This is a genomic window from Pseudoalteromonas sp. CO325X, assembly GCF_004208955.1.
Lineage (GTDB): Bacteria > Pseudomonadota > Gammaproteobacteria > Enterobacterales > Alteromonadaceae > Pseudoalteromonas > Pseudoalteromonas ruthenica.
Genome location: NZ_SGPG01000013.1, coordinates 80,580 through 105,459 on the forward strand (window position 1 = coordinate 80,580; position 24,880 = coordinate 105,459).

Below are 24,880 nucleotides of genomic sequence, written 5' to 3' on the forward strand. Positions count from 1 at the left end.
TTCCTTGGACTGTGAATACCCTTCCATCATACAAGTGCGAGCCCACCTTGCAAGTTATACACGTGCTCAAAACCCAAGGCTTTTAAGTTACTGATAGCCTGCCCAGAGCGATTCCCTGTACGGCAGATCAATACATAGTGTTTACTTTTGTCCAGCTGTTGCGTCAACAACGCATTCGCGAGCCGGCTAAGTGGGATATTAATAAGCTGTTCTGGCGCTAACGTAAATAGGCTGCAAATATCCGTTGCGCCGTGTTCATAGGGTTCACGTACATCAAGTACCACAGTACTGTCGCTGTGCTCATGCAGTAACTGCTGCAACTGCTGTGCGCTCAGCTGTGCCCCACTTGCCTTGACGGGGGCTAGGCTAAAGCCACATAAGGCGCCGCATTGCTCGCCTTGGCGTTGATCTAACTGATTTTTACGCAAAGCAAACTGCTCATGATCAATATCCCCTTGCAATAAGGCTGCCAACAGCTCACTGGCTTGGCATTGTGCCTGCCAGGTCATGGCAAAACACTGTTCGTAGTCGTGCGCTGGGCAAATAACCGTGTTTTGTTCAAGTAATTGACTGAGTAATTTCAGCGACTGCGCCATTTGCTCGCAACTGGCATCGTCGAATTGAGTACTGCCCAGGCCACCCCAAACAAGCAAATCGCCACAGAAACAGGCTTCAATATGCTCGTTTTGAGAAAGTAAATAACTGACACTGTCACTGCTGTGCCCTGGCGTGGTAACACGGCTTAATTGGTGTGAGCCAAGAGCAATAGTATCACCATGAGACCACCCAAGCTCACCTCTCGCATCGACTTCTAGGCGCTGCGCCAACAGCGAGCGTGCGGAGTCTTTATCTTGATGTCGGTGAGTTTCTAGTACGGCTTTGACCCGCAATTGCTGCTGCTTAACTAACCGAGTCAGGCGAGGCACCAATTCAACAATGGGGTCGATGATTACTGCGTCATTATTGTCAGCGACAAATAGCCAACAACAACTGCCTTGATGGCGCAATTGTGTAAGCCCCAGTGCACAGACCTCTTGCTCTGGCTGATGAGCATCAGAGACGATGAGACAATGATTACTAAGCACTGGTTTTAACGCACAAATGCGCTCACAGGCCAAAGCGATATCTGCAGCGCTGGCAGCAGGACCAAAAGACATACGAATGGCATTTTCGCTTTGCCAGTCGCTAACACCCATGGCATCAAGTACGAAACTGCGCGATGCCCCAGAGCTACAGGCTGAGCCACCACTAACGCGGATCCCCGCAGCATCGAACAAATCCATCACCTCTTTAGAAGTCAGGCTATTAACGCAAAAGTTCAGTGTCGTCGGCACCGTTGATGCTAAAGGCGCATTAAAGGTGATATCACCAAAGGTTTGCTCTAAGGCACTAATAAGTTGGTCGCGGTATTGATGCAAGGTGCACACAGGTTTGAACACCGCTTGCTTAGAATCTAGCAGTAGTTCAAATAGTTCATACAAACCGGCGATACCGGGTAGGTTCTCTGTTCCTGAGCGCATACCACTTTCTTGACCCCCTCCGGCGATGAATGGGGTATAGGGGCTATTTTCGCGAATATACAAAAAGCCTATTCCCTTAGGTGCGTAGAGTTTATGCCCAGAAAAAGGGGCATAATCAATTGTGGTATCACTTAAGGCCAACGCCTGTTTACCAAGAGCTTGAACGCAGTCGACCATCCAAGACACGTGCGGATTATGCGCTCGGATCACTTTCTCGAGTGCAACTAAGTCTTGATATACGCCGGTTTCATTATTCACCGCCATGGTACATATCATTAATGCTTGGCCCACGTGCTCTGCAATAAATTGGCTATCTAGCAAGCCATCTTTGTCCACCGGAATCGCCAAAACTTTTGCCCCAAGCCCTAATACTTCGTTCCAGTGCTTCAGGGTATTTGGCACGGCCTTGTGCTCAGTCGCCCCATACAGCAATACACTGTGCTCGGTGGCTTTATGACGGTTTGCCAGCAGCGTGGATACCACTGCCGTTTGAATTCCTTCGGTCGCACCTGAGGTGAAAAGAATATCGCCATTTTGCGCACCTATCACCTGGCGTGCCTTATTGCGCGTTTGCTCCAATAAATATTTCGCTTGCACACCGGTTATATGAGAGCTTGAAGGATTTCCAAAACACACTTGCATGGTATGTGACACCACATCGGCAATACACGGCAGCACCGGGGTGGTGGCATTGGCATCAAGATAAACCAGATCATGGCTAGGCTGGGTGAAGAAACGCTGCGACATAAGACACTATATTACTATTAGCTATAACTTATAACCATTGTACACATAAGCACTCAACGCAGTAAGACTAATTTGTTCGAATAAACCGAGGTCTTATGAGTTTATCGTATAACTCGTGCGGCAGCAGGGGGAGCTTGTAAAGAGTAAAAGGAGATTGCTGCATAGAAGCAGCAATCTATCGATATTTTTAATCGTTGTTCATTTCCTCGACTAACGCTTTGGGCATGCTTTGATGGGGTTCATCAGCACTGCTAGACCACGCATTAATAAGCGCACGTACCAGTGACGCCAGTGGGATTGCGAAAAAGACCCCCCAAAAACCCCATAGGCCACCAAAAAACAGCACCGCGACGATAATAAAGACCGGATTCAAGTCCACTGCTTCTGAAAAGAGTAAGGGCACCAACACGTTACCATCAAGTGCTTGAATAATGCCGTAGGCCACGAGCACTGACCAAAACTCGCTACCGAGTCCAAACTGAAACAAAGCGACGGCAGCCACAGGAATAGTCACCAACGCCGCACCAATAAAGGGAATAAGAACTGAAAAGCCCACTAACACACCCAGCAGCGCCGCATACCGCAGGTCGAAAATGGTAAACACCACAAACGACACACCACCAACAATCACAATCTCAAACACTTTACCTCGGATATAGTTCATAATTTGCTGGTTCATTTCTATCCACACCTGATGGATTAAACGGCGTTGTTTGGGCAGCAGCGAACTCATGCTTTGGACCAGCTGCGCCTTATCCTTGAGCATGAAAAATATCAGTAGTGGCACTAATATCAAATAAATCAGCCATGCGGCCACATCTTTAAGTGAGGTTAAAGAAAATGACACCAAGGTTTGCCCAAGCTCCACCGCTTTAGACTCAACACTGCTGACCACCGAACGGACCTGTTCGGGCGAAATGAGAGTTGGGTAGTCTATGGGCAAGTGCAACAAATAATGTTTTCCTTGCTCAAGCATGGTTGGCGCCTCTTGTACTAGATTACTGGTTTGTTGCCACAACACGGGCCCAATCCCAAATAAGCTGCCAATAACTAACGAGCAAAATAAAGCCATCACCACCACCGTAGCCAAGAGTCGTGATAGACCCAAGCGCTGCAAGCGCGCCACTGGCCAGTCTAAGAGGTACGCCACCACCACTGCGACCAACGCAGGCATCAACAAGTTACCGAAGAAGTAGAGAATGGCAAACGCTGCAACGAGCAACAGCAATAAGGTGACAGAGTGAGGGTCAGAAAACTTTCTTTGATACCACGAACGCACGTATTCGAACACGAATTTAAATCTCCACTATGAGGCGGTAAAACGATGGTTGACGCTGCAACGCATAGCTCAGCCCTTGCTTTTTCAAGTACCGTTCAATATCGGTAAATTCTTGAGTGTTGGTATTCAACAATAATAATAAACGACGATGGTCACCCTGAGCACGCTTTAGCGCGAGCTTAAATTGCACAAACTGCTGCGGACACCGTAACGACCGTAAATCAACTTCCACCATTATATTCACATTACCTTGCTTGGCGCTTAACACTTGTTATCGATGCCAATATGTCGCTGAGATTAAGCGTAAAAAGAAATAGTTAGTAGATGATACCGATTCCTTAATCATACCGTAAAAAAGCTTAAAAGGTTTACGACATTCGTTTATGCTTAATACTATAAGGCGAAAATGAAGGAAGCGTGTCATGGCGACGTCGCATAACAAAGCTAGGCTGCCTGCCAATCCGACCTTAAAGGAAATCAATTGGTATAAAAAACAGCTTAACTGGGGTGAACTGCCGCCTTTTTACCATATGGTGTCACAAAGCCTCAGTGAGTCTGAAAACCTGCTAGAGCACGGGTTTGATACAGCTATCAAGCGCTTACTCGATAAACGAAATTGGAACCTGAAGACACTCGGTGGGCAGGAAGATCATAATGGCATTATCCACTGCGATAACAAGCCGCGTATCGGTTTACATCAAAGCTTTACCGAGCGAGGCTTTGAGCTCAGTGCTTATGCTTATGCTGGCGACGAGAAAATTCGTCATTACGTGCGTGACAATGCCAAAATGGAATTCGATGTGTGGGATCCGGCGACTATGGAGCATGTGATCCGCATCGGCCAGTTGCACAAATTCATCGCGTTTTACTTTGATAATGGTGATGAAGCCGATAAAGCTCTGATCATCCATGCCCATAAAGTCGTGCATGACACGGTTGAATTGTTACGTCGCGAATTGAACGTTCAAGCCTACAACGGAGTCTCAATAAAAGAGTTCTACAAAATGTGCGAAAAGCACCACAACGCTGGCGGTAGTGAGTTCGCACTGGCTAGGTTGATGGAGCCAGATGATTATAACCACAAGGAATAATATGCCTTTTAAACGTATCTTGTTGTCCTGTGCTTTATTGAGCACAACGTTTATGCCAGTAAAGGCACAAAATACCTTTGAGCTGCCAGATTTAGGCACCTCGGCTTTGCAGGTGCTGCCCATTGAAAAAGAGCGGGCTATTGGCGATGTGATGATGATGCAAATTCGCGGTTCATCGCCGGTCATCGACGACCCCGTGCTTGATGAATACCTCACTACGCTTGGCAATAAGCTTGTCTCCCACGCCGACGATGTGCGTTTTCCATTTTCTTTTTTCTGGATAAATAACAAAGATATTAACGCATTTGCTTTCTATGGCGGGCACGTTGGCGTTCATACCGGGCTAATCGCTCAAGCAGATAACGAGAGTCAATTGGCGTCTGTGCTCGGGCATGAAATTGCGCACGTGACTCAGCGCCACCTAGCAAGGCGTTTACAGCAACAAAAAGATAACTCTGGGGTTACTATTGCCGGGCTGATTGCCGGTATACTAGCGACCGTTGTTGCCCCCGATGCCGGCATGGCCATTATTTCCGGAACCCAGACACAAAGCGCACTGAGCCAACTCAGTCATAGCCGGGGGGCTGAGCAAGAGGCCGATCGAATCGGCATGCGCACTTTATACGAAGCTGGATTTGACCCTCATGCATCTGGCGAGTTTTTAACAAAACTGGCCGCGCAAATTCGTTACCGCCAAAAACCGCCGGTATTTATTCTTACCCACCCATTACCACAAAGCCGGATCAGTGATGTCCGCTTGCGTGCACAGCAATATGAAAAGCGTCAATATGGCCAAAGCTTAGAGTTCTACCTTGCGAAAAGCCGCATTCTGGCCCGCTACGGTTATGACTCACAACAAGCGCAAGAGCAGTTTAATAAACTACTGCGGGAGAACGCCTATGGCGACAAGTCAGCATTGCACTACGGGCTGGCGCTGACCTTAATCGACCAGAAAAAGTTCGACCAAGCATGGCAATACCTCGCGCCCTTGTTGGAACGCGCCCCGAGTAATCTTTTTTATTTGGATACGCTAACCGATTACTATGTTGGCAAGGGCGAGCCCGACAAAGCCCTTGAGCATTTGCGCCCATTTCATCAATTGCGGCCAAACAACCAAGTTATAACCTTAAACTACGCCCACGCTGCAATTGAAGCCGAGGACTATGCGCTGGCCACTGAACTGCTGCGTAGTTTTACGTTGGAAAAACCAGACCACTTTTTGGCTAAGCAGCTGCTTACCACTACCTACCGACGCCAAGACGACAAAGCAGCCTACCATGAGGCCAATGCGGATTTAATGGCTCAGGTGGGGGCGTATATGAAAGCCGCTGATGAAGTTCAAAAAGCCCTTAATCATATTGAACCGAATGAAGCGATTAAACATAAACGGCTGAAGGCATTGTTAGCGCAATACCGGCAAATGCAAAAAGAGCTCGCTCGTTTATAACGCATATGCCACTTCAGTGGCGCAAATTGAAGCAACAATGTGTGCGCCTCTATCAACGGGCGCACGTATCTTTTACACTATAGGTATAAATTTATCGGCCCCGCCTGCACTGCCAAGGCCAATATGGTTGTGGCCAGCTCACAGCAATCAAGGGCAAAACATCCGCAAGAGGAAGCTATGTCTATCGTTATTTATCACAATCCACGTTGTTCTAAATCACGCCAAACTTTGGCCCTAATCGAGGAAAAAGGCGTAGAGCCAGAAGTCATCAAGTATTTAGACGATACCCCCAGCGTAGAGCAACTAAACACACTGGTACAACAATTAGGCTTTAGCTCTGCCCGCGAATTAATGCGTACCAAAGAAGACACGTACAAAGAGCTTGATTTAAAAAACCAGCATGACGAACAGGCGCTGTTAAATGCCATGCATCACAATCCAAAGCTTATCGAACGTCCTATTGTTGTAAATGGCAATAAAGCCGTTCTTGGACGTCCTCCTGAAAATGTCTTGGAGCTGCTGTAAATGGCACCTATTTTAGTGCTGTACCATTCTCGCGGTGGCAGTGTTCGTGCATTGGCCGAGGAACTTGCCGACAGCATTGAAGCACAAGGCGTTGATACGCTAATACGCTGCGTCAGTGAGGATGGGTCGCACCCTCAAGTAGACTTAGTCGAGCTCAGCCAATGTTCTGCATTGGCTTTTGGCACTCCGACTCGCTTTGGCATGATGGCCTCGCAAGCAAAAGCGATGTGGGAGCAAACCAGCGAGATGTGGCTTAAAGGCGAACTCATTGATAAGCCAGCCTGTGTGTTTACTTCTTCAAGTAGCATGCATGGAGGCAATGAGGCGACGTTGCTTAACCTGGCCACGCCGCTCCTGCACCATGGCATGTTATTGGTGGGGGTGCCTTATGACGTTCCGGCATTGAGTAGCACCACCTCAGGGGGCGCGCCTTACGGGGCAAGCCATGTATCTGGGGCGCACAATAACGCTCAATTGAGCAACGATGAAAAACAGATATGCCAAGCTCTGGGCAAGCGCTTAGCAACGTTAACGAGAAAGCTTAATGACTGATATTGCAAAAAAACCGATCACTAAACGCTACCAACTTTTGGCGTTGACCGGCTACATTGGCCTGCTAATTCTAATGCCGCTGTGGATGTTTGTCTTGGTACCACGCACTGACTATTCACTGGCATTTACGTTTGGTTTGTATATTCTGCCGTTGTTACTGCCATTGAAAGGCATTATTCAAGACAAACCTTACACCTATGCTTGGGCCAACTTTGTGGTCATGATTTATTTTATTCATGGTTTTACCTTGTTGTGGGTCAGCCCCGACGAGCGCCTTTGGGTCATTCTTGAGTTAATACTCTCAAGCATGATGTTTGTAGGTTGTACTTACTATGCCCGACATCGCGGTCAAGAATTGGGTCTAAAAGTAGGTAAGCTTAAAGATGACCTAGCCCAGGAGAAGGCCGCACAAGAATATCATCGCCAAAACCACCACAAAGATAGTTAGTAAGCTCGCAAACATGCCAGAGCTCTGCGCTTCGGCATGTTTGCATAAGAACGACCTAAAAGTGCCTCTACCCCGCCAGCTGGCTTAAAAACGCCAAGGCAACGACCGATAACAGGCCTAATTGGGCCACCAAGGATAATACCGAGCCCATGCGAATGACCCCTAAACCAAAGGGGTGTTTTAGCTGTGGATACAACGCACAGCGCTTTAAGCTAATAGCAAAAAATATCGCCACCATGGAAAACATGGTCAACGCGATGGTGAGCTCGCTTTTATGCTCAATGCTCTCATCAAAAAAGAAAAACAGCTGCAGCGGTAGCAACATCACCACCAAAGCGTGCAATACATGCACCTTGGCAACACGCATGTACTGCCCCTGTGGTGAAAGCTCTTTAATTCCAAATTCACGTTCCATTAGGCGCACCAGCTCTTTTCGGTTGCGCTCCACGGCGTAACGATAACAACTGAGCCCAGCGTTATTTTTAGCGTGAAAGTTAGCCCCGGCGCGCAACAACAACTTCAAACATGCGCTGTTATCGGCTGCCACAGCATAGTGTAAAGCAGTATTGCCCTGCTCATCTTTAGCATCCATCGAGGCATCGCCGAGGATGGCTTCAAGCACCGCTACAAAGCCTTTCTCAGCGGCCAGCATCAGTGCGCTTTGTCCTTGCTCGTTATATTCGCTGCCTTTCGCACCTTGCTCAACAAAGCGCATAGCCAAGCTTTGTTTAGCATGCTCACTTTGTAAGTGTGCCAATAGCGCTTGCTCGAGCAGATGCTGCAAATTATCGTCGGTCGATAGATGCTGCAATAAGGTGAAGAAGTCTTTACCTTGCACCAATTCGGCTTTGGCGGCATCGAGTACGGTGTCTTTATCCGCTGCACACTGTGGTAAAAACGCTGAGAACTTAGCTCGAAAGTCTACTTCCTGCCAGACCAGCATAATGTCCGCACTGGAGAGCAGCGCGCCGCGAGCTAGCAACTGCTCCAACAGCGAAAAATAGCGCTGTTCAAATAACAATTGCGCCAATGACATCGGCGACTCTAGCGCCAATTGGGCATTTACATCGGCATATTGGCTCAAACGTTCAAGCAAAAACTCGCTTATTTGCTCGTTGGTGTATTCATTATTTAGAAAATACTCTCGCGCGGCGTTAATATATTGATGGGCCTGCTCATCAAAGTCACTGATATGCTGGAAAGTACACTCGTCAAATGGGTCTCTTGGCGCCAACCATACCAAGTAATAAATAGGCGGTAACACCGTGGTGCTGACATTGTCTTCGATTTTAGTACTACACGCCGGCCACGCCTCAAGGGCGTCTAAAATAAATGCGCCGTTTTGCTCAATAAGCCCCTTGAGTAATAACGGATAGTGTTCAGGCCAAATTAGTACCTTTTCCATTGCTTGGGAAAACTCCACTAAATGTTTGTTAATGTTGCATGGCAACGGTGGTGTCAGTTATAAAGGGCACAGCCTTACCCTTCACTTAATACATGAGCGAACAGTGCAATGCAAACTTGGCAAGTTATTCTAATTATCGTCGCCGTTTTTGGCTTCGTCGGGAGCAATATAGCGCTGCTCAAACACTCCGCCAAACTGGATATGAAACGCCTAAATCAAGACCCTGTTGAGAAAGCGAGACAGCGCCTGAAAGAAAAGCAGCGCAGTGCCCAAGATGAGCACTGCGACAAAGACTAAGCCACTAGCCAGTTTGCCATTAGCGTGATCACCGGTAAGGTGATCAGCGTTCGCAATATAAAAATAATAAATAGCTCAACTATATTTACCGGTATTTTACTACCCAATAGTAAGGCCCCCACCTCTGACATGTAAATCAGCTGCGTGACACTCATTGCGGCTATGATAAAACGCGTCACTTCACTGTCAATATTCGATGCCGCTAGAATCGACGGTATAAACATATCAGCAAAGCCAACAACGATGGTTTCCGATGCTTTGACGGCCTCGGGGATCCCTAATAACTCAAGGTAAGGAATAAAAGGCTTACCTAGCCACGTAAAGACCGGGGTGTATTCAGAAATGATCAAAGCAAACGTACCCACCGCCATCACCACAGGCAACACGGCAAAAACCATGTCTAATGCGTTGTGCACACCTTCTTGTACCGTGCCCTTAACCCCTTTGGCATGGCGCGCCTTGTGCAAGGCCATATCCAAAGACTGACGCCAAAGGTTTTTCTGCGCCGAGTGCGACTCATCATCTTGATTTTGAGTACTGCCGTCCACGTAGGTGTTCTTTTTCAAGCTCAGTGGTGGAATACGTGGGAGAATGAGCGCGCATACCACACCAGCGACACATACCGTCAGGTAAAACGGCGCAAATAAGTGCTCTAATCGTACCTGCCCAATCACCACAAAACAGAAGGTAATCGACACTGCTGAGAACGTAGTGCCAATAATAGCGGCCTCACGCTGGGTGTAATGCTTGTCTTCGTATTGGCGCGCAGTCATCAAAATACCGACACTGCCATCCCCTAACCAGGATGCCGCACAGTTTACCGCGCTGCGCCCTGGCACGCCAAAGAGCGGCTGCATAATTTTCGTAAACAGCGTGCCCACCAATTCTAATAACCCAAAATTAAGTAACAACGGCAACAAAAAACCAGCCAAGATAAACACCGTGAGCAATAGCGGCAGCAGCTCATTCATAACAAATGCGCCGGTGTTCTCGGAATGAATCGCCACTGGACCTAATTCAAAATAGGTCATCACAATAAACATCATGCCCAAAAGGCGTACCACCAACCACACGGGCGTCACAACAAACAGATGCCGGATTAATGTGTTATCAAACAACGACCGAGGTTGCACAGTACTCATAAGTAAAGAGAGCAACCCGGTTCCACAGATAATTATTAGCAATAAGGTACTGGCTATTGGCGCTAACCACACACGCAGCATATCAGCCAATATTGCCACAGTGATTTTTATCTCCCCTTCCCAAGGAATAGGCACCATAAACAAAAATACCCCTATCAAGGAGGGGATAATGAAGGTCAGCAAAGTGCTGGCCATTGAACGGGGTTGGCTTGTTGTCATAATCGTTACTTGTTCATTGTTATTATTGGCCCATTTACTGGGCTCTATACATGAAAAAAGGAAAAGAGCACGACACTCTTTTCCTTCATGGCCTGCTTATCAGGCGTTATATTTGAATTCCTCGGGTTCGCAGCGCTTGCACCAACGCTTGTTGCAAGTCGTTCATGGTGCCGGGTTGCAATACTTCACCCTCTTTATCCATCCAGGTAATGCTGGTGCCACCCTCGCGCGTAGTGCTCATCAAAATTTGATACTGCCCATCTTCAAGCGGTAGCTGCATGGCTTCCTCGCCCCAGATAGAGTCCCAAACGCTGGCTTCTGGCTTGGTGTAATCTGCAATGATTCGCCCTGAATCTACATCCACCTCGACAATGGTGAATTGCAGCCGCTCCAAGAAACCTGCAAAGCGTTCAAACACGACATTGTAAGCTTGCTCTGTGACCAGTGCCGCATTGCCTTTGTTGTCAAAACCCATATCCAGAGAAATGATCCCTTGGCGCTGGCGCAGCTCTACTTTCAATTGACGATAGCGATAATCAAACTCCGAAATGACCGCGTTGAGCGCACGAGTTTCAAGACGCTGTTGTAATAGTGGCGTCAGGGGTACATCGTCTGAGCGATAGTCCACCATTTCTGCGCGCAAAGCGGCAGTGCGCTGATGGTCTTTCTCCTCGATGATGAACTTGTAACGCTGCTCAGCGACTATCTCGTCATCCCATAACCACCCTTCTTCAACTCGCACGATTGAAAACCAATCGGTTTCCACGGTGCCGATTAACTTATCCGCACTTACTGCTTGTGTGTTGTAGTCAGATAAAACGCCCTCAATTGCGTGCCAAATAAATTCATCAAGATCTTCGATGCCTTCGTTTTTGTCAAAATATACACGGGCCAGCTTTTCGTTTTCATCCAGCCAACTGCCCTCAGCAAGCGGCATTATTTGCATTGGCGGCTTTGTTGCTTTGGCTTGTTCGCTATTATCGTAACGGGCAACATCCATTTTATAGGTTGGGTCTTGGCGCGGTGCATCAAGCCCTTCAGGGGCCACCACCGGTTCATTGGTACGGTAATTACGTGGATGATGTGCTTCGCTGGTAAAAATACCGCATCCGCTTAAACTGACTAAGGCACTTAACATCAATGCTTTAGGGATCCAATACTGCACGTTATCTATCTCCTATGCTCACCTTTTTTTATTCTACAGACTTTGAGTCGGTGAGACGTAATTGGTTCAGTGTCAGGTTAAAACTTGGTGCACTTACAACTGATCCATTGACCATTGCAAGCGGTATTAAGCAGAGTATCGACACTCGCCACCGCTCATCTAAATCAGCGGTATGGCAAAAATTTTCACTATGGTACTTTTACATTGCTGTAAAAACAAGAAAGACGCCGTGCAAATGCGAATAAACTCGGTCACGGCTAAAAGTTGCGCGTAACACCGCTGGTTGTGCTAAACTGCGCGGCCATCTAAAGGTTTTCGTTTTCTCTTAGCAAGGGTCGAACAACATGGCTGAATTAGCCAAACAACAACTAGTGATCACCGCCATAGGTGAAGATCAACCCGGTGTAGTCAGCGCACTAACGCAATTAGTCAGTGACTGTAACTGTAATATCACCGATAGCCGAATCGCTATTTTAGGCAATGAGCTTACTTTCATTATGTTGCTGTGCGGCGACATGGCGGCCATCAGTCGCGTAGAGCATACCCTGCCAGCCACGGGCATGGAGCTGGGCTTATTAACAATGATGAAGCGCACTTCAAGTCATAATGCAGAGCAATATGGTGGCGGTTACAACCTCGAATATCACGGCGTTGATACCCCAGGTACGCTGAGCCAAGTAACAGGCTATTTTGCCGAGTACGGTATTAGCATCTGTTCATTAAAATCAGACACCTTCGATAAAGAAGAGCAGGCATACATGCGCTGCGAGCTTGAATTTAACGTACCGCAAGAATTAGATATAGACGCGTTTAAAGTATCATTTGAGGCGTTATCGCAACGCCTTGAAATTGATTACATTTTCAGACGAATAAGATAAGGAATCACTATGAATACCTTACAAGCAGGCGATAAAGCCCCTCTTTTCAACCTTCAAGACCAAGACGGCAACCCTGTCAGCTTAGAAGCACTCCTAAAAGAGCATCAGGTGTTAGTTTATTTTTACCCGAAAGCGCTTACTCCTGGGTGTACTGTGCAGGCCGAGCAATTGCGCGATCACAAAGCGGCTCTTAGCGAGCACAATACGGTTGCTGTCGGGATCAGCCCCGATCCGGTCAAAAAGCTGAAAAACTTTGAAACTAAAAAAGAGCTAAACTTCCAGTTGCTTAGCGATGAAGACCACAAAGTTGCCGAGGATTTCGGGGTGTGGGGCTTGAAAAAATTTATGGGCAAAGAATACGACGGCATCCATTTATACCCTCATTAATATTCTGCACATTACGCTCTAAAAACCTCCTCCTTTCCTTTTCTAAAATCATAATTTACTACTACGCTTAAAAACTGCACAGTCCTAATGGATAACGTACGTTTTTATGGAAGAGTTCTGTTCTTTTGTATCAAACAAAGAGCCCATTGATTTATCTAAGTCTTTATTGAATGAAGATGATGGTATTTGGTTATCTAAATCTGATTCATATACCGGCGTTGCGGCTTTTGATGAAGAACTAAGAGTGCTGCCTTTAATTTCCGAGTTTCTCTCCCACAACTTGAGAAACAATAAAATAAGCCTCCACACCGCTAAAACTTACGCTAAGAATCTAACCTATTTTTTGGCTTACCTGAAAAAGAGACCAGAATTTAAAGGCACATTACTTGATGAGGCCTTCCTAACTGTTTCGAAGCATGTTATCGAAGAGTACCTGGCAGATCTAAAAACCATCCATAATCTGACTTCAGCTACGATCCGAAATAGAGATGCGACTCTCCAAGCATTCATTCACAAGTTTCTTTATCAAAACCAGGAGCTTCGAGATGCATATATCGAGAAAAGCCCGTATGCCGACGGTTTAATTAGTGGGCCGGTAAAGCAAAGACTTGTAATTTCTTGTTCAATTGATGAGCTCACAACATTGATGATGCAAAGCAACTCTGAAAGGGAAAGGTTGATACTTCAGTTTATTTTTGATTCGGGAATCCGGAGATCTGAATTACAAAATGTAACTAGGCAAGACATTATAAATGCTTGGGAGTTTAACAGCCAAAAGCTAATATCCAGAAACTCTGATACACCTACTATATCCCCTTATGCACCTCTTTCTATAGAAGGCGTGAAAGGTCGCCATAACAATAAGAAGCAACGAATGACCTTAGTAAGTCGAGCCACACTAGACAGAATAAATAGGTATCATTCATCACCACTATATAAAAAGTACGCAAGAAAATATCCATCTCCCTATGAAACTCCTGCATTTTTTAACGCTCAAGGGGGGTCGATTACACCTAAGTGTTTATCTAAGCTGCTCGATAGAGTTTCGGAAAGAGCTATAAAAAGGGAGTTAATATCTAAGCACATATCTCCTCATAAACTTCGCCACGGTTTCGCATACGACTTACTTCAATCACCCGATATAGGTAAAACCTATGTTGACAGACTTGCTGTAGTACAAAAGTCACTTGGTCACGCTTACCTGAGCAGTACAGAAGTTTATACGAAAATACCGCTGGAATTATATAAAACAATAACAGATAGCGACGGTGAGTTGATTACAAAAGCAGAGCGAATGGAGCGGTTAGTAGAAAGGACACAACTAAAAATATCCATCAAGGACAAAAAATGAATATTGCATCACGCTGTATGAACGAGTGGGAGGAGTTGTTATCAATTCAGTTAAATAGTTTTAGTGAACTGGCACAGCCCACAAAAGGGTCACCGCATCGGCAACTTATGCACTTATTCACTTCAGTTTATAAAACTAAAACTAGTCAGTCATACAAAAGTGATATTAAGTCAGCTTTCAAGCATGTGTCAGCATTGATGGAAGAAAAGTTTGATAACGAACCAATTTACCTCAGCCAAGAATTAAACGAATTCTCATTGAATGAATTTCATGCTTATTTGAAGCGCTGTATGTTATGCGAAAAGTTACATAATCGTTATGCAAACGTCTTGCAAAGCACATATAAAAATATTTTGAACAAAGCTATCGAAATTAAAACTCCCAATTTTGAAAGGTTCTATTTGCCTAGCGCATTTTGCTATCACACAAGGGTAACGGAGCGATACAAGCCTTACAGCGAAATCGATAGGAAGCAGATCGGAAAAGCAATAGATAAAGATATCAGCAAAGTCTTAAAGCTAATTCAACCTTATCAAAAAACAGGTAAAGGTCGAGCCGTTATCGATGACAAAGAGAGACTTAAAAAAAGAGATAATGAGATTCTCACATTGGACGATGCTCGTTGGATTTTTGAGAACAAAATGGACTGCATACCCATTACAAGTTCTTATGATTTTCGAAAAACGCCCGCCGGTAATATTTTCTACAAAATCATTAGTAGTCATGGTGTTTATTACCAAGATATTTATGAATCCTGGGGAATATTGTGCAAAGTTACCATGAGTCACTTGCTTCCCTTTCTACTGAAACTACTTCAAGTAACGGGTATGAATGTTGAGTCAATATATGCTCTGGAAATTGACGATCTGGTCGATAAACACCCTGCAACAGGCAAACCGTGTTTACGGTATTGGAAAGAGCGCTCTGATGGACAAAAGCTGTATCATTTAGATATCTTTAAGGCAAACCTCCAGTGGCTAACTAACAGTCAGGGAAATCAGGTAAAAATCATTTTCGATAATGTATTGAGATTAACGTCTCAACTAAGAGAAAAGGCACCTCAAAAACATAAAAACAAGTTGTGGCTATTCGAAATCCATAACGGACTAATAAAAAGTCTTCCTTGTGCGCATCATGTAACTAAAGCTGTAAAAATATTTTCTGAAAACCACCAACTCTTTGACCAATCTACTGGTGCAAAAACCTTAGAAACAACTAGGTTTAGGCCAACTTTTGTTAGTGACCTTATAGAGCAGGGAGTATCTATTAGGGAAATTCAGTTGTTACTGGGTCATAAGAGTTTATATACGACTATGCGTTACTTAGATGTACATGATTTTGGAAGAACTGCCAGAGAAAAAATCAAAGAAAAGCTGTTAGAGATACATCGTAATGCTCAGTCTTCAGTGCACTATAAGCGTAATAAGAGAGAGAGTCAGAAGCATAAAGAAGATTCGATTCCCATATCAACGCCTTTAGCTACGTGTAAAAACATTTTTGACCCACCAGAGTCGGTTAAAAGTCTTTCTAACTATACACCTGGCAAACCATGTAGTACGTACAATATGTGTCTAAGCTGCCCAAATGTGATCATAACGCAGACAGATTTGCCCAAACTTTTTGCTATGAAACGAGACTACTTAACAAAAATCCAAAATAGTAGGATCCTGGATACTCCCTTTGGCCATGTAATAAAAAGCAACCTCGCGTTACTAAATCCAATATTAGACACCCAATATTCGGAATTCAGCTCCCTGGAACTGGATGAAGCCGAAAAGCTGTCGTTATATATCGAAACAACAGAGCTGGTTTAAGGAAAAAAATGGATAGACAACCACAATACCTCAGCATTTTAAGTACGATTGCTCAGCTAAAAAGATACAAGTCAAATATTTTAAATGCTGGCTACAATCGAGCAGTAAACAAAGATAACGCACTGTACCTAAATGAATTACTCAAACTACCAGCCTCAGAGACTTCACTGTTTTCTGACACTGAGTGGGATTTCAACATAGAAAATCCTAATGTTTCCCCCAGTATCAGAGGAAGTAAGCTCAGGATTAACTTCGCCAAATATAAAAACGTTCCAACAGAGGTTACTATTGAAATAAAGTGTATTTTACTAGCCGTACTACTTACTCCAGAAGTTTTTATAAACAATAGAAAAAAAGCCAAAAAAAAGACAACTAACAAACTTGCAGCAAATACAGTTTTGGCACACATGAAGTCAGGGCTGCGGTTCCTAGAAACTCTCTTTCGACATCTAAAAACTAAGCTTGGACATGAACACATTGAAAAAACATACCTATCTCTTACTCAATTACAGGCTGATGATTATAGAGAAGCGGCCAAAGCCCACAAAAGTACCTATAACGATGACTTGAGACAATTTTTCTCTTACATCCAAAACCCTTACACATCCGAGCATATTTTTGGGAAAAGCGTTCCTGCCTTCGACTCAGATCAATTCACATGGGAAAGCCGTTACAAAAAGCAAGTTTCGACTCAGGTCTTGCCAAACTGGGCTTTTGATCAGCTCGTAAGGGCTGCTTCACTGCTAGTGCACGACTTTCTAATAACAATGGAAGAAGAAGTATTAGACTCGTATGTAAGTCGATATTCACAGATTAATACCCCAAAATATTGCAAAGACGTAGGACTTACACAGTACACTTTTAAACTATACAGAGCCTTTCGCCTTCTTAACGCAGGTTATGCTGAAAAATTTGTGGATTCAAAATATGGCATACCCAATGAACTGCGTAATTCGAAGGGAAAATATAACTTTAAAGATATGACGTTCTTTCTAAATGAGCGTCAAGGGTGCAGCTTTTCATTGTCTAGTGCTTATGAACACTTAGCGCTTGTAACCTGTGCTGCTAAATATCTAATAGGTCAATATACGGGGATGCGCCCATCCGAGTTGGCCGTAATTGATTTAAACACCTGTCTAATTGAGGAGAATGGAATAAAACTTCTCCGTTCGCATGTTTTCAAAGGAAAGGACAGTTTCTCTAAAGGGCTATTCGATGATAAGTGGGTTGTTATCCCAATCATTGAAGATGCAATTAATGCGATCAGAATTTTGAGTTCGATAACGCAAAGAGGTTTAGCATTTAGCTCTATTCAAACTAAAAAACCTGAAGAAACAGAGAAACCGCAGAACTCGGTTATGATATGCCATCAAATAAAGATATTTATAAGACACGCTTTACCAAACGATGACCTTGGCTTTAATAATTATATGATGCGCCATACACTAGCATATCAACTATATAGGCTAGAAGCAGGCCTTCCACTAATTTCATTTCAACTTAAGCATTTGGTCAATACCGTAGATAAATTTCTATCACGAGGATCTACAAGTGATGTCACAATGGGCTACGGCGGGATTGCAGACAGTTTAGTTGAGAGCCAAACAGCACAAAGACTCAGGAAACAGTCTGAGATTGAAGTGATTAAAGCAACAGCAGACCCAGATGGGAACTACCTTGGAGGCAAGGCAATTGAACATAAAGAGCGGTTAAGAATTGCTTTCAAAGGCTATATGGCAAGCGGTTATTCCAAGGATGAAATCTTTGAAGCAATGGCCGACCAAGGCCTTGGTGTCATTAATGTAGGATTAGGGTATTGCTACGGTTCTGATAGCACAAATACAGACCTTCCCTGCATTGGCTCCCTCAGATGTAACCCTAACCGTTGTTCAAATGCCATCGTGAGTGAGGCTAATGCTCCCTATTGGCGAGAGATTTACAACACTAATAGAGCAAACCTCAACAACCCAACCTATCAAGACAATTATGAGCAAATACAAGAGGTGATTAGCGAGGCTAAGCAAGTACTCGAATTACTAGGGCATAGTGTAGACGATGAATAACTTTGATGAGAGAAACCAACGAGATTTTGAGGAAAATACGGAGCGTTTAGTCGAAGCCATCGATAGAATAGGAGCAAGCGCCAATCTACCACCTACAATCGCACAGTTGTCAGAACTGACAGGGATGCATAGGAATGCAATCAGCAGAAGGCAGTGGCCTGTAGTTAAGCTTAAGGAAATAAAAAATAAACGAAAAGCGCTAAAACAGCAACAGTCTAGCGAAAAGAAGAAGATTGATCCGATTAGTATTCTTGAAGGTAAACTCGATAACGCAAAGCGCGAGCTTGTTTACTGGTTCAACAAAAACTTAGACAACGAGAAAAAAATTAAACAGCTCGAACAAAATCTACAGAGAATGACTCAAGCCCGTGGCGACTATGAAAATATGTTAAAGCAAGAGCGCCAAAAGACATCTGAACTCACAAAGCAGTTAAATATTATGCGTGACTTGTTATCATAGGAATTATAAAGCTTACGCCTCCAAAGAGATTTGATTACTCAACACAATGGCGAAAAGCTATTTTAACAAAAACTACATTCATTGATGGAAGAAGGAAGGATTGAATAATGGTTGAAGCAGGCCAAAAAGCACCAGAATTTACATTGCAAGATCAGAATGATGAATCAGTTTCTCTTACCGACTTCAAAGGCAAAAAAGTACTTGTTTACTTTTACCCAAGAGCCTCGACCCCTGGTTGTACTGTTCAAGCTTGCGCTCTAAGAGACACAAAATCAGAACTTGACGAGTTAAACGTAGTGATTCTCGGTATTAGCCCTGACACACCGAAAAAGCTTACAAACTTCACCAATAAACAGGAACTGAACTTCACCCTACTCGCAGACGAAGATCACGCTGTTTGTGAAGCATATGGTGTTTGGCAACTGAAAAAATTCATGGGCCGTGAAAATATGGGCGTGGTACGAACATCTTTCCTAGTTGATGAAAACGGCAACATCGAGCATGTATTTAATAAATTCAAAACCAAAGATCATCATGAAGTAGTTTTAGACTACTTAAAAAATTAACAAGCTGCACAAACTAAGGTGAACCAGCTCTGACAGTTACTAATTTTCATTAGTAACTGTCAGATTTTTTTGGGAAAAAAACCTTCATACCGATACGGTGACTGATGGTTGCTCTAACTTTCGGCTAGGTATCATAAGCAGATGGTTAGAGCGCGAATAACGGACAAAAATACGGCGCGAAAATAGCGAATCCGCATTGTTTTTGTCCCAATAACCGCTCAACGAGGTAAATATGTTCGTCAGTGTTAGCTGTGCTACATGCGCAAAGATGGTCCACTGCGCTCGTGTTCTACTTCTCTCTTGATCTCAGGTTTTGGCTCTAGTTTTAATCCATGATCCAAACCAAACTCATATAGATTCATGCAGCTTGTAACTTTATTATCTTTATTAATGCCAGCAACGAAAGAATAACTACCGACGGAACCGCCGCTTGATTCATCAACCTTGGACTTATGCTCAATAAGTCTTTCAAGGTAGGAAATAAACTCTTCTTTTTCTTTACCTGCTTCAAATATCTCGCTGATTTTCGATACGGGACTATTTGAAAAATACGTTTTACCTCCGAGGCCAAATTTTCCTTTTGCAATTTGGCCATAAATCAAGAAATGGTGGCTGTCACTAGAAGATAATTCAGCCGCCGCCAAATCATAGTTCTTATATTTCTTCTTTTCAGTCGCCAAAGATTTTAAGTCTTTTTTAAACTCTAAAACGACCCACTTTTCACTACTAGAGAGAAATGCATCTCCAGCTTTTTCTTGCTCTCCGTCTAGTGGAGATAAGATCATCTCATCAGGAATAAACTTCCTAATAAAGTAATACTCAACAGTTTTTTCCCACCATTTCATTCGATACTCCTTGTACAGTTAACACCACGCTCACCTGAACGTAAGATGCGTGGCGAGTAATTTTTTCATGTGTTCAACTTGTTAGAAGCTTTTGCTAGTTCCATTTTTCAAGACCTTCGGCAATGCCAAATAAGCTAGATACAACATGGTGTAACATTTGAAATCCCTGATAAACAAACGGTGCTTTCCTATCAATTTCGATGAGCTTAAATGCCTCTTCAATTTTGCTGCTAGGCAGATGTGCATCAGCATGACGCAACTCGTATACACCAACTAATGATGAGGTAATCTTTCGAACCAATTCCCTGTCATATTTTGAAGCTAATAAGTTCTCCAAAGACTTCAATGAACCCCATTTTTCCTTTTTCGGCGGGATAACAATAGCTTGCATTGCCTGGGCATCAAGGCTATCTGCGATTAGTCTCGCAAGATCTTTTGCTAATGCAAAAAAAGACTGTTCATCTATAGCCCTAAAACGATGGGTTTTCTCAATGAGTTGAGGTATTGCATCATGCTCGCGAAATATCTGGATATTAAGCTTTTCCATTGCCAATTTGTTTACAAGTTCAATGCCTTTACCTAAAAACTCCTCTGGAGCTTTCGTATCAGCGGGTTCGGCTTTTACTTGAGAAGCAAGTAGCTCATTGGAAACCCCTCCTTCTGGGGTAATGTTGTAGCCAGCCCAAATCTGTTGCTGCCACTCTGGTAGAAGACCTATATCTTTTGCATACACATTAATTAAGCCGAGTTCGTTAACTCCAAAATGGACACCATAACCATGACCACAAGAAACACTACCAGTTTGAGCGGTATAAAAGGAGAGATGACCACCTCGTCTATGGCATAAAGCCATTATGACCTCGGGCTTAAACCATACCCACTTGCCAGAATCGATGAGGTCTTGTCCACTTGACTTGTTGCCTTCTGCATCGACCACAAAAAATGTAGTTGGCTGTGTCTCATCTCCACGAACCTTGGGACTGATTGCCCCTGGCAGGATCACTTCATTTCGCCATAGTTCGCCAGATACCCTATAGAGTTTTCGACCTTCGAACTCTCTTTCCCAAGACTCTCCATGAGTATTTTCGTCGGTAGGAATACCAGATATATCTGGTACATCATCAGTTTCATCCACATCCGTTCTAGCCACATGAAATACAGCCATCTTTCCGCCAAACGGATTTCCACCTTCATGAATCTCTGTAACTCTGCCTTCCCAGCGATCTAGCTTATCCTCGTATATACTATTTCCATCTTCCCAGACAATATGGGATGCATCGCTAAGAATGGTATCTCTATTAAAGTAATGCGTCATATAGAGCGCCATATCTCTAGCGCAGAGATAATCTTTCAAATATTGAGATTTGATTTCCAATAAAGCAGGCTTGTTGTTTTCAGAAAGTTCAAGCCGTGCAACTTCAACATAGCCGTCATTTGGGCAAACCCAAGAATTACCTTCTCGCTTCAATCCAAGTGTGACTACTAAATCTTGATTCAGATGCCAAACATTAGGGGCATCATCTTGAGACATTTGGTCTAAGACTAGGTGGACTCCTTCAAACTCACCACCGTAATCTCGATAAACTTCTGCTGGTATATATTTACCATCATCGACCCAGCCCGAGTGATTATGACTGATCCCAATATCCATCCAGCCAAGTTTCTTTGCTTCTTCAACTTTATCATTTGGTACAGCTATTGAGCCGCTGCCGAAAAAGTCCTCCTTGTAGCCCTCGTAGCCATATCTCCCCTTCTTCTCTTTATTTAATACCGCACGCAGTGGAATCCAGACTGACTTTCCGAAGCTTTTGCGTCGAATATCTTGCATTTCAAACCATTCTTGATTCACTTTATTTTATTCTCCGATGTTTGAGTATTGAGAGCTTCTAACTTTTTCTAGAGAGCAAATCGCGCGATTTTCTAATAATATCTCGCTCATTTATGTACTTTTCCATTGATAACAGATCTCTAAAGCCCTTACTACGGTCAATATTGCAACAGATTGCTTTAAGTATTAGTTCTGCAAAGAGGCAAAGTTGGGCCTGTTTCTTTTATCTATGTTCAATAACGTTAAAGGATGCCGTTCTTAAAGCCTTTAGCGTCCACTATTCCTTCTCAACGACCTTAGAGTTTGAATCTTTATTTTTAATTTCATAGATACCGGCTCTATATATGATGCTTTAACATTGAACCATAGCATGCTCTATTGTTTTTCCCGTGTTCAACATTTGTTACTAAGTTGCTTCATTTACGAACTACCAAACAAATACTCTCTACAGTCGTCCCAGTTTTTAACTAAAACGGGAAATGACCAAGGCTGGCTCTTGGCCAAGATAAAATCATCCGAATTTACAGGTAAATTATTGTGAGCGAAAAAGTAATGCAATAATGATTTTCTAATACTGATTGGTGAGACATTCTCAAGGTCAAACTCTTCTATAATAAGCTGTCTACCTTCGCTACACAGAGTTGGATTGGCTACTAACACTACAGACAGTACTTCATGCCACATAGTGTCTTTGGGCAGTTCAGTTTTATTGATTCTTGAAGGGATAAGTTCAGGCTCCGTACTAAACCTTGATAGTACGAAATCGCGATATTGACAGTGATCATAACAATAAGCTCTTAAGTGAGCCCGATTACCAACATAAGCAATGCCACAAGGCTTTAAAGTTCTTTTTGCGCCAAAGGGAGAATTTGCAGATTTATAGATAACCTGAATGTCAGATTCAGACTCTATAGCCTCCATAATCCTAGGAAGGAGCCCCTTTATCTGACTTCGCTTTAGTGTCGGTATGGTTTCAATAGACTTGCTACCCGAAAAGTTTTCAAAAGAATCACTAAAGCTGGGGGTCAGGCTTTCACTAATAAAATGAGGGCTGAAAGCTTTACTCGGCCGATAAGACTTATCAACTGCATTGTATGGCAATAAGTTCTCTGGATATAGATCCTTATAGAGCTTGATATCGCCGCTAGCTTGCTGTCTTGAAATACTGAACTCCGTGACAAGAGAACGTGAATTTATCTCACGCTTGAATAGCAATTGAAATTCAATAAATTGAAGGCGTTTTTTAACCCCCCAAGAAATATCTTGAAACTTTTTGGGCATATCCAGTTCTTGTTTGTTAATCACAACAGACATTATTAACCACGAACCACAGAGCGTCAATTAACTTTACACGTAAAGAAACTAGACGCATAGAATTTAATCATTTATAGTTTCGTTATCTAAAGGAACTGTGAAGACATATATGTTTTGGAAAAGCATTAGTAACGACCTGTTTAAACCATTGGCTTCTATCAACAGTAAAATCTATTCTGTTTCATTATTTGCCTTATACCGCTATTTGGTTGTTGAACAGATAGAAATAGGGGAATGCACTCCAACCAAAGCTAAACAAATCATCCGTAATAGCCTGTTAGAGAATGGCCAAGAGACGCTCCTTAAAGAAGAAGGAGATGAAGTGCGCACTTTTGATGAGCCCGATGATGCAGCCAGGATTTACAGAAGATTAAAGGAATGTGGATGGCTTCGTGAAATGGATGGAGAAGGCTATAGAAAAGAAACCTTCATGCCAAGCGTTGCTGCTAGCATAATTTCGGCTCTAGAAAATATCTCTCAAGGTCCTATTGCTAAGTTAGGCTCTACTTGCCAAGGCATATATAGTGCAATCAGGACGGTACAGTCGAACCCTAAAAATGGACTTTCTAATATTGAGTTTGCCGCCGATTGCGCTCGCCGATTCTACAAAGAGCTACTCTCTATGGCTGCAAACTGCCAAGAAATTGCTTATACAATGCGTGAGGAGCATACAGGCAAAAAGCTTTTCGAGACATTTTTTGAAGACTTTCTAAAGAAAATTCTATTGGAGGATTACTCGAAGTTAAATTTAACAACTCACCCCTATAGATATCGCGCAGTAACTATTAGTGAGATTTTCGACATTCAACAAAACAGACTAGTGTGGCAAGCCCTTGTTGCAAAACACAATCAAGAATACCAAACCAGAACCCAACAAGAATCAGAAGAAAAGCTAAAAACTGAACTCAATGACATTGTTCAAATCCTCGAAAATATTGATACCACGCTAAAACGAATTGACCACTATCGGCGCACAATGACCAAACGTACTCGCGAGGCAATGCAATACGCGCTAACGGTGGCACCTGAGCTTGGAGAGAAGCTGGATAACCTTATTGGTGGAGTCGCGAAATTACCCAAAAATTCAACCATACCCAGTAATCAATTAACTGAATTTTTTATTACAGACTCTCGTCTTTACCAACCAAGAACAGTAGAAGCTCCTGCTGAGCCAACACAAGTCCAAAAACAACTGCCAAAAATTGAAGATATTGCGCGTAGTCGTGCTGTTGATGCCTATATCAAACGAAGAGCCCCTTCACCAAGAAGGATATTACATCTTATTGAGAAAGCTCTCGGCACTAAGCTGCGTATAACAACTGACGAAATTGAAGTGAACAGCCTAGATGATCTAATTGCCTTTTTGCAAATGCGAGATTTACTCCATGACGCTGTACCTCCGGGTAGTCCATATAGCCAGTTAGTCAAAATATACAAATGTAAGCCTGTACAAAACGAATATACAGAAAACTCTTTTATTGTTGCGCCCAAAATGATCATAGAACGACGCATTCATCCGAGCAGAACCAAGGTATAA

General features: G+C 43.6%; 22 protein-coding genes and 1 pseudogene. 14 read left to right on the top strand and 9 right to left on the bottom strand.

Annotation, left to right across the window (positions count from 1 at the left end; genetic code table 11):
• Nucleotides 1-26: 26 nt before the first annotated feature.
• The 3 genes from EXT46_RS05060 to EXT46_RS05070 all read right to left on the bottom strand — a co-directional run bounded on the left by EXT46_RS05060 (nucleotide 27) and on the right by EXT46_RS05070 (nucleotide 3,781).
• A complete protein-coding gene (locus EXT46_RS05060; RefSeq protein ID WP_130145622.1) occupies nucleotides 27-2,267 on the bottom strand; it encodes an aminotransferase class V-fold PLP-dependent enzyme in 2,241 nt (746 codons plus the stop codon).
• Nucleotides 2,268-2,454: 187 nt separating this feature from the next.
• Nucleotides 2,455-3,558, bottom strand: a complete 1,104-nt coding sequence (locus EXT46_RS05065; protein WP_022944479.1) for an AI-2E family transporter — start codon at nucleotides 3,556-3,558, stop codon at nucleotides 2,455-2,457.
• 4 nt (nucleotides 3,559-3,562) lie between these two features.
• Nucleotides 3,563-3,781, bottom strand: a complete 219-nt coding sequence (locus EXT46_RS05070; RefSeq protein ID WP_026111040.1) for a sulfurtransferase TusA family protein — start codon at nucleotides 3,779-3,781, stop codon at nucleotides 3,563-3,565.
• Between the two features lie 187 nt (nucleotides 3,782-3,968).
• Between EXT46_RS05070 and EXT46_RS05075 the strand changes: the two genes are divergently transcribed.
• The 5 genes from EXT46_RS05075 to EXT46_RS05095 all read left to right on the top strand — a co-directional run bounded on the left by EXT46_RS05075 (nucleotide 3,969) and on the right by EXT46_RS05095 (nucleotide 7,609).
• Complete coding sequence (locus EXT46_RS05075) at nucleotides 3,969-4,637, top strand: hypothetical protein (protein ID WP_130145626.1); 669 nt, start codon at nucleotides 3,969-3,971, stop codon at nucleotides 4,635-4,637.
• A gap of 1 nt (nucleotide 4,638) precedes the next feature.
• Entirely contained in the window at nucleotides 4,639-6,084 is a 1,446-nt protein-coding gene (locus EXT46_RS05080; RefSeq protein ID WP_045978996.1) for a M48 family metalloprotease, read from the top strand.
• A gap of 177 nt (nucleotides 6,085-6,261) precedes the next feature.
• Nucleotides 6,262-6,609: an arsenate reductase (glutaredoxin) gene (gene arsC / locus EXT46_RS05085; protein WP_045979065.1), complete on the top strand. Its 348-nt coding sequence runs from the start codon at nucleotides 6,262-6,264 to the stop codon at nucleotides 6,607-6,609.
• A complete protein-coding gene (wrbA, locus tag EXT46_RS05090) occupies nucleotides 6,610-7,161 on the top strand; it encodes an NAD(P)H:quinone oxidoreductase (RefSeq protein WP_022944483.1) in 552 nt (183 codons plus the stop codon).
• Nucleotides 7,154-7,609, top strand: coding sequence for a DUF2069 domain-containing protein (locus EXT46_RS05095; RefSeq protein WP_045978995.1), 456 nt, complete (start codon nucleotides 7,154-7,156; stop codon nucleotides 7,607-7,609). The genes wrbA and EXT46_RS05095 overlap by 8 nt, the downstream gene beginning before the upstream one ends.
• A gap of 67 nt (nucleotides 7,610-7,676) precedes the next feature.
• On the opposite strand, the gene EXT46_RS05100 is transcribed toward EXT46_RS05095, so the two are convergent.
• Complete coding sequence (locus EXT46_RS05100; RefSeq protein WP_045978994.1) at nucleotides 7,677-9,014, bottom strand: ankyrin repeat domain-containing protein; 1,338 nt, start codon at nucleotides 9,012-9,014, stop codon at nucleotides 7,677-7,679.
• 108 nt (nucleotides 9,015-9,122) lie between these two features.
• On the opposite strand from EXT46_RS05100, the gene EXT46_RS05105 reads away from it, so the two are divergent.
• On the top strand, nucleotides 9,123-9,311 hold the full coding sequence (locus EXT46_RS05105) for a DUF2897 family protein (protein WP_130145628.1): 189 nt from the start codon (nucleotides 9,123-9,125) through the stop codon (nucleotides 9,309-9,311).
• On the opposite strand, the gene EXT46_RS05110 is transcribed toward EXT46_RS05105, so the two are convergent.
• Together EXT46_RS05110 and bamC are read right to left on the bottom strand one after the other, a co-directional pair.
• Nucleotides 9,308-10,672 carry a YjiH family protein gene (locus EXT46_RS05110; RefSeq protein WP_130145630.1) on the bottom strand — a complete coding sequence of 455 codons (1,365 nt, stop codon included), beginning with the start codon at nucleotides 10,670-10,672 and terminating at the stop codon, nucleotides 9,308-9,310. The genes EXT46_RS05105 and EXT46_RS05110 overlap by 4 nt on opposite strands.
• Before the next feature lie 106 nt (nucleotides 10,673-10,778).
• Nucleotides 10,779-11,837 (bottom strand): outer membrane protein assembly factor BamC, encoded by a 1,059-nt coding sequence (gene bamC / locus EXT46_RS05115; RefSeq protein WP_053910813.1) that lies wholly within the window; start codon nucleotides 11,835-11,837, stop codon nucleotides 10,779-10,781.
• 344 nt (nucleotides 11,838-12,181) lie between these two features.
• Here bamC and EXT46_RS05120 point away from each other — a divergent pair, with 344 nt between their 5' ends.
• The 7 genes and pseudogenes from EXT46_RS05120 to bcp (EXT46_RS05150) all read left to right on the top strand — a co-directional run bounded on the left by EXT46_RS05120 (nucleotide 12,182) and on the right by bcp (EXT46_RS05150) (nucleotide 19,356).
• Nucleotides 12,182-12,715, top strand: a complete 534-nt coding sequence (locus EXT46_RS05120) for an ACT domain-containing protein (protein WP_045978992.1) — start codon at nucleotides 12,182-12,184, stop codon at nucleotides 12,713-12,715.
• A 9-nt stretch (nucleotides 12,716-12,724) separates the two neighbouring features.
• A pseudogene (gene bcp, locus EXT46_RS05125) lies at nucleotides 12,725-13,087 on the top strand (thioredoxin-dependent thiol peroxidase); the annotation flags it as partial.
• 121 nt (nucleotides 13,088-13,208) lie between these two features.
• On the top strand, nucleotides 13,209-14,453 hold the full coding sequence (locus EXT46_RS05130) for a tyrosine-type recombinase/integrase (RefSeq protein ID WP_130145634.1): 1,245 nt from the start codon (nucleotides 13,209-13,211) through the stop codon (nucleotides 14,451-14,453).
• A complete protein-coding gene (locus tag EXT46_RS05135; RefSeq protein WP_130145636.1) occupies nucleotides 14,450-16,267 on the top strand; it encodes a site-specific integrase in 1,818 nt (605 codons plus the stop codon). Before EXT46_RS05130 ends, EXT46_RS05135 begins: the two co-directional genes overlap by 4 nt.
• Before the next feature lie 8 nt (nucleotides 16,268-16,275).
• On the top strand, nucleotides 16,276-18,330 hold the full coding sequence (locus EXT46_RS05140; RefSeq protein ID WP_130145638.1) for a site-specific integrase: 2,055 nt from the start codon (nucleotides 16,276-16,278) through the stop codon (nucleotides 18,328-18,330).
• Nucleotides 18,323-18,790 (top strand): hypothetical protein, encoded by a 468-nt coding sequence (locus EXT46_RS05145; protein ID WP_130145640.1) that lies wholly within the window; start codon nucleotides 18,323-18,325, stop codon nucleotides 18,788-18,790. Before EXT46_RS05140 ends, EXT46_RS05145 begins: the two co-directional genes overlap by 8 nt.
• A 107-nt stretch (nucleotides 18,791-18,897) precedes the next feature.
• Nucleotides 18,898-19,356, top strand: a complete 459-nt coding sequence (bcp, locus tag EXT46_RS05150; RefSeq protein ID WP_205988211.1) for a thioredoxin-dependent thiol peroxidase — start codon at nucleotides 18,898-18,900, stop codon at nucleotides 19,354-19,356.
• Between the two features lie 254 nt (nucleotides 19,357-19,610).
• Here bcp (EXT46_RS05150) and EXT46_RS05155 read toward each other — a convergent pair whose 3' ends face one another.
• From EXT46_RS05155 to EXT46_RS05165, 3 genes are all read right to left on the bottom strand, one after another.
• Nucleotides 19,611-20,201 carry a hypothetical protein gene (locus EXT46_RS05155; RefSeq protein WP_130145644.1) on the bottom strand — a complete coding sequence of 197 codons (591 nt, stop codon included), beginning with the start codon at nucleotides 20,199-20,201 and terminating at the stop codon, nucleotides 19,611-19,613.
• 94 nt (nucleotides 20,202-20,295) lie between these two features.
• Nucleotides 20,296-22,050 (bottom strand): hypothetical protein, encoded by a 1,755-nt coding sequence (locus EXT46_RS05160; protein WP_130145646.1) that lies wholly within the window; start codon nucleotides 22,048-22,050, stop codon nucleotides 20,296-20,298.
• Between the two features lie 399 nt (nucleotides 22,051-22,449).
• Nucleotides 22,450-23,343, bottom strand: coding sequence for a WYL domain-containing protein (locus EXT46_RS05165; RefSeq protein ID WP_130145648.1), 894 nt, complete (start codon nucleotides 23,341-23,343; stop codon nucleotides 22,450-22,452).
• Nucleotides 23,344-23,440: 97 nt separating this feature from the next.
• Here EXT46_RS05165 and EXT46_RS05170 point away from each other — a divergent pair, with 97 nt between their 5' ends.
• Nucleotides 23,441-24,880 carry a Wadjet anti-phage system protein JetA family protein gene (locus EXT46_RS05170; RefSeq protein WP_130145650.1) on the top strand — a complete coding sequence of 480 codons (1,440 nt, stop codon included), beginning with the start codon at nucleotides 23,441-23,443 and terminating at the stop codon, nucleotides 24,878-24,880.

Coding starts and splice junctions, on each gene's coding strand:
- EXT46_RS05060 (WP_130145622.1), bottom strand. CDS start 2,267: ATGTCGCAGCGTTTCTTCACCCAGCCTAGCCATGATCTGGTTTATCTT.
- EXT46_RS05070 (WP_026111040.1), bottom strand. CDS start 3,781: ATGGTGGAAGTTGATTTACGGTCGTTACGGTGTCCGCAGCAGTTTGTG.
- EXT46_RS05075 (WP_130145626.1), top strand. CDS start 3,969: ATGGCGACGTCGCATAACAAAGCTAGGCTGCCTGCCAATCCGACCTTA.
- EXT46_RS05080 (WP_045978996.1), top strand. CDS start 4,639: ATGCCTTTTAAACGTATCTTGTTGTCCTGTGCTTTATTGAGCACAACG.
- arsC (WP_045979065.1), top strand. CDS start 6,262: ATGTCTATCGTTATTTATCACAATCCACGTTGTTCTAAATCACGCCAA.
- wrbA (WP_022944483.1), top strand. CDS start 6,610: ATGGCACCTATTTTAGTGCTGTACCATTCTCGCGGTGGCAGTGTTCGT.
- EXT46_RS05095 (WP_045978995.1), top strand. CDS start 7,154: ATGACTGATATTGCAAAAAAACCGATCACTAAACGCTACCAACTTTTG.
- EXT46_RS05100 (WP_045978994.1), bottom strand. CDS start 9,014: ATGGAAAAGGTACTAATTTGGCCTGAACACTATCCGTTATTACTCAAG.
- EXT46_RS05105 (WP_130145628.1), top strand. CDS start 9,123: ATGCAAACTTGGCAAGTTATTCTAATTATCGTCGCCGTTTTTGGCTTC.
- EXT46_RS05110 (WP_130145630.1), bottom strand. CDS start 10,672: ATGACAACAAGCCAACCCCGTTCAATGGCCAGCACTTTGCTGACCTTC.
- EXT46_RS05120 (WP_045978992.1), top strand. CDS start 12,182: ATGGCTGAATTAGCCAAACAACAACTAGTGATCACCGCCATAGGTGAA.
- EXT46_RS05130 (WP_130145634.1), top strand. CDS start 13,209: ATGGAAGAGTTCTGTTCTTTTGTATCAAACAAAGAGCCCATTGATTTA.
- EXT46_RS05135 (WP_130145636.1), top strand. CDS start 14,450: ATGAATATTGCATCACGCTGTATGAACGAGTGGGAGGAGTTGTTATCA.
- EXT46_RS05140 (WP_130145638.1), top strand. CDS start 16,276: ATGGATAGACAACCACAATACCTCAGCATTTTAAGTACGATTGCTCAG.
- EXT46_RS05145 (WP_130145640.1), top strand. CDS start 18,323: ATGAATAACTTTGATGAGAGAAACCAACGAGATTTTGAGGAAAATACG.
- bcp (WP_205988211.1), top strand. CDS start 18,898: ATGGTTGAAGCAGGCCAAAAAGCACCAGAATTTACATTGCAAGATCAG.
- EXT46_RS05155 (WP_130145644.1), bottom strand. CDS start 20,201: ATGAAATGGTGGGAAAAAACTGTTGAGTATTACTTTATTAGGAAGTTT.
- EXT46_RS05165 (WP_130145648.1), bottom strand. CDS start 23,343: ATGTCTGTTGTGATTAACAAACAAGAACTGGATATGCCCAAAAAGTTT.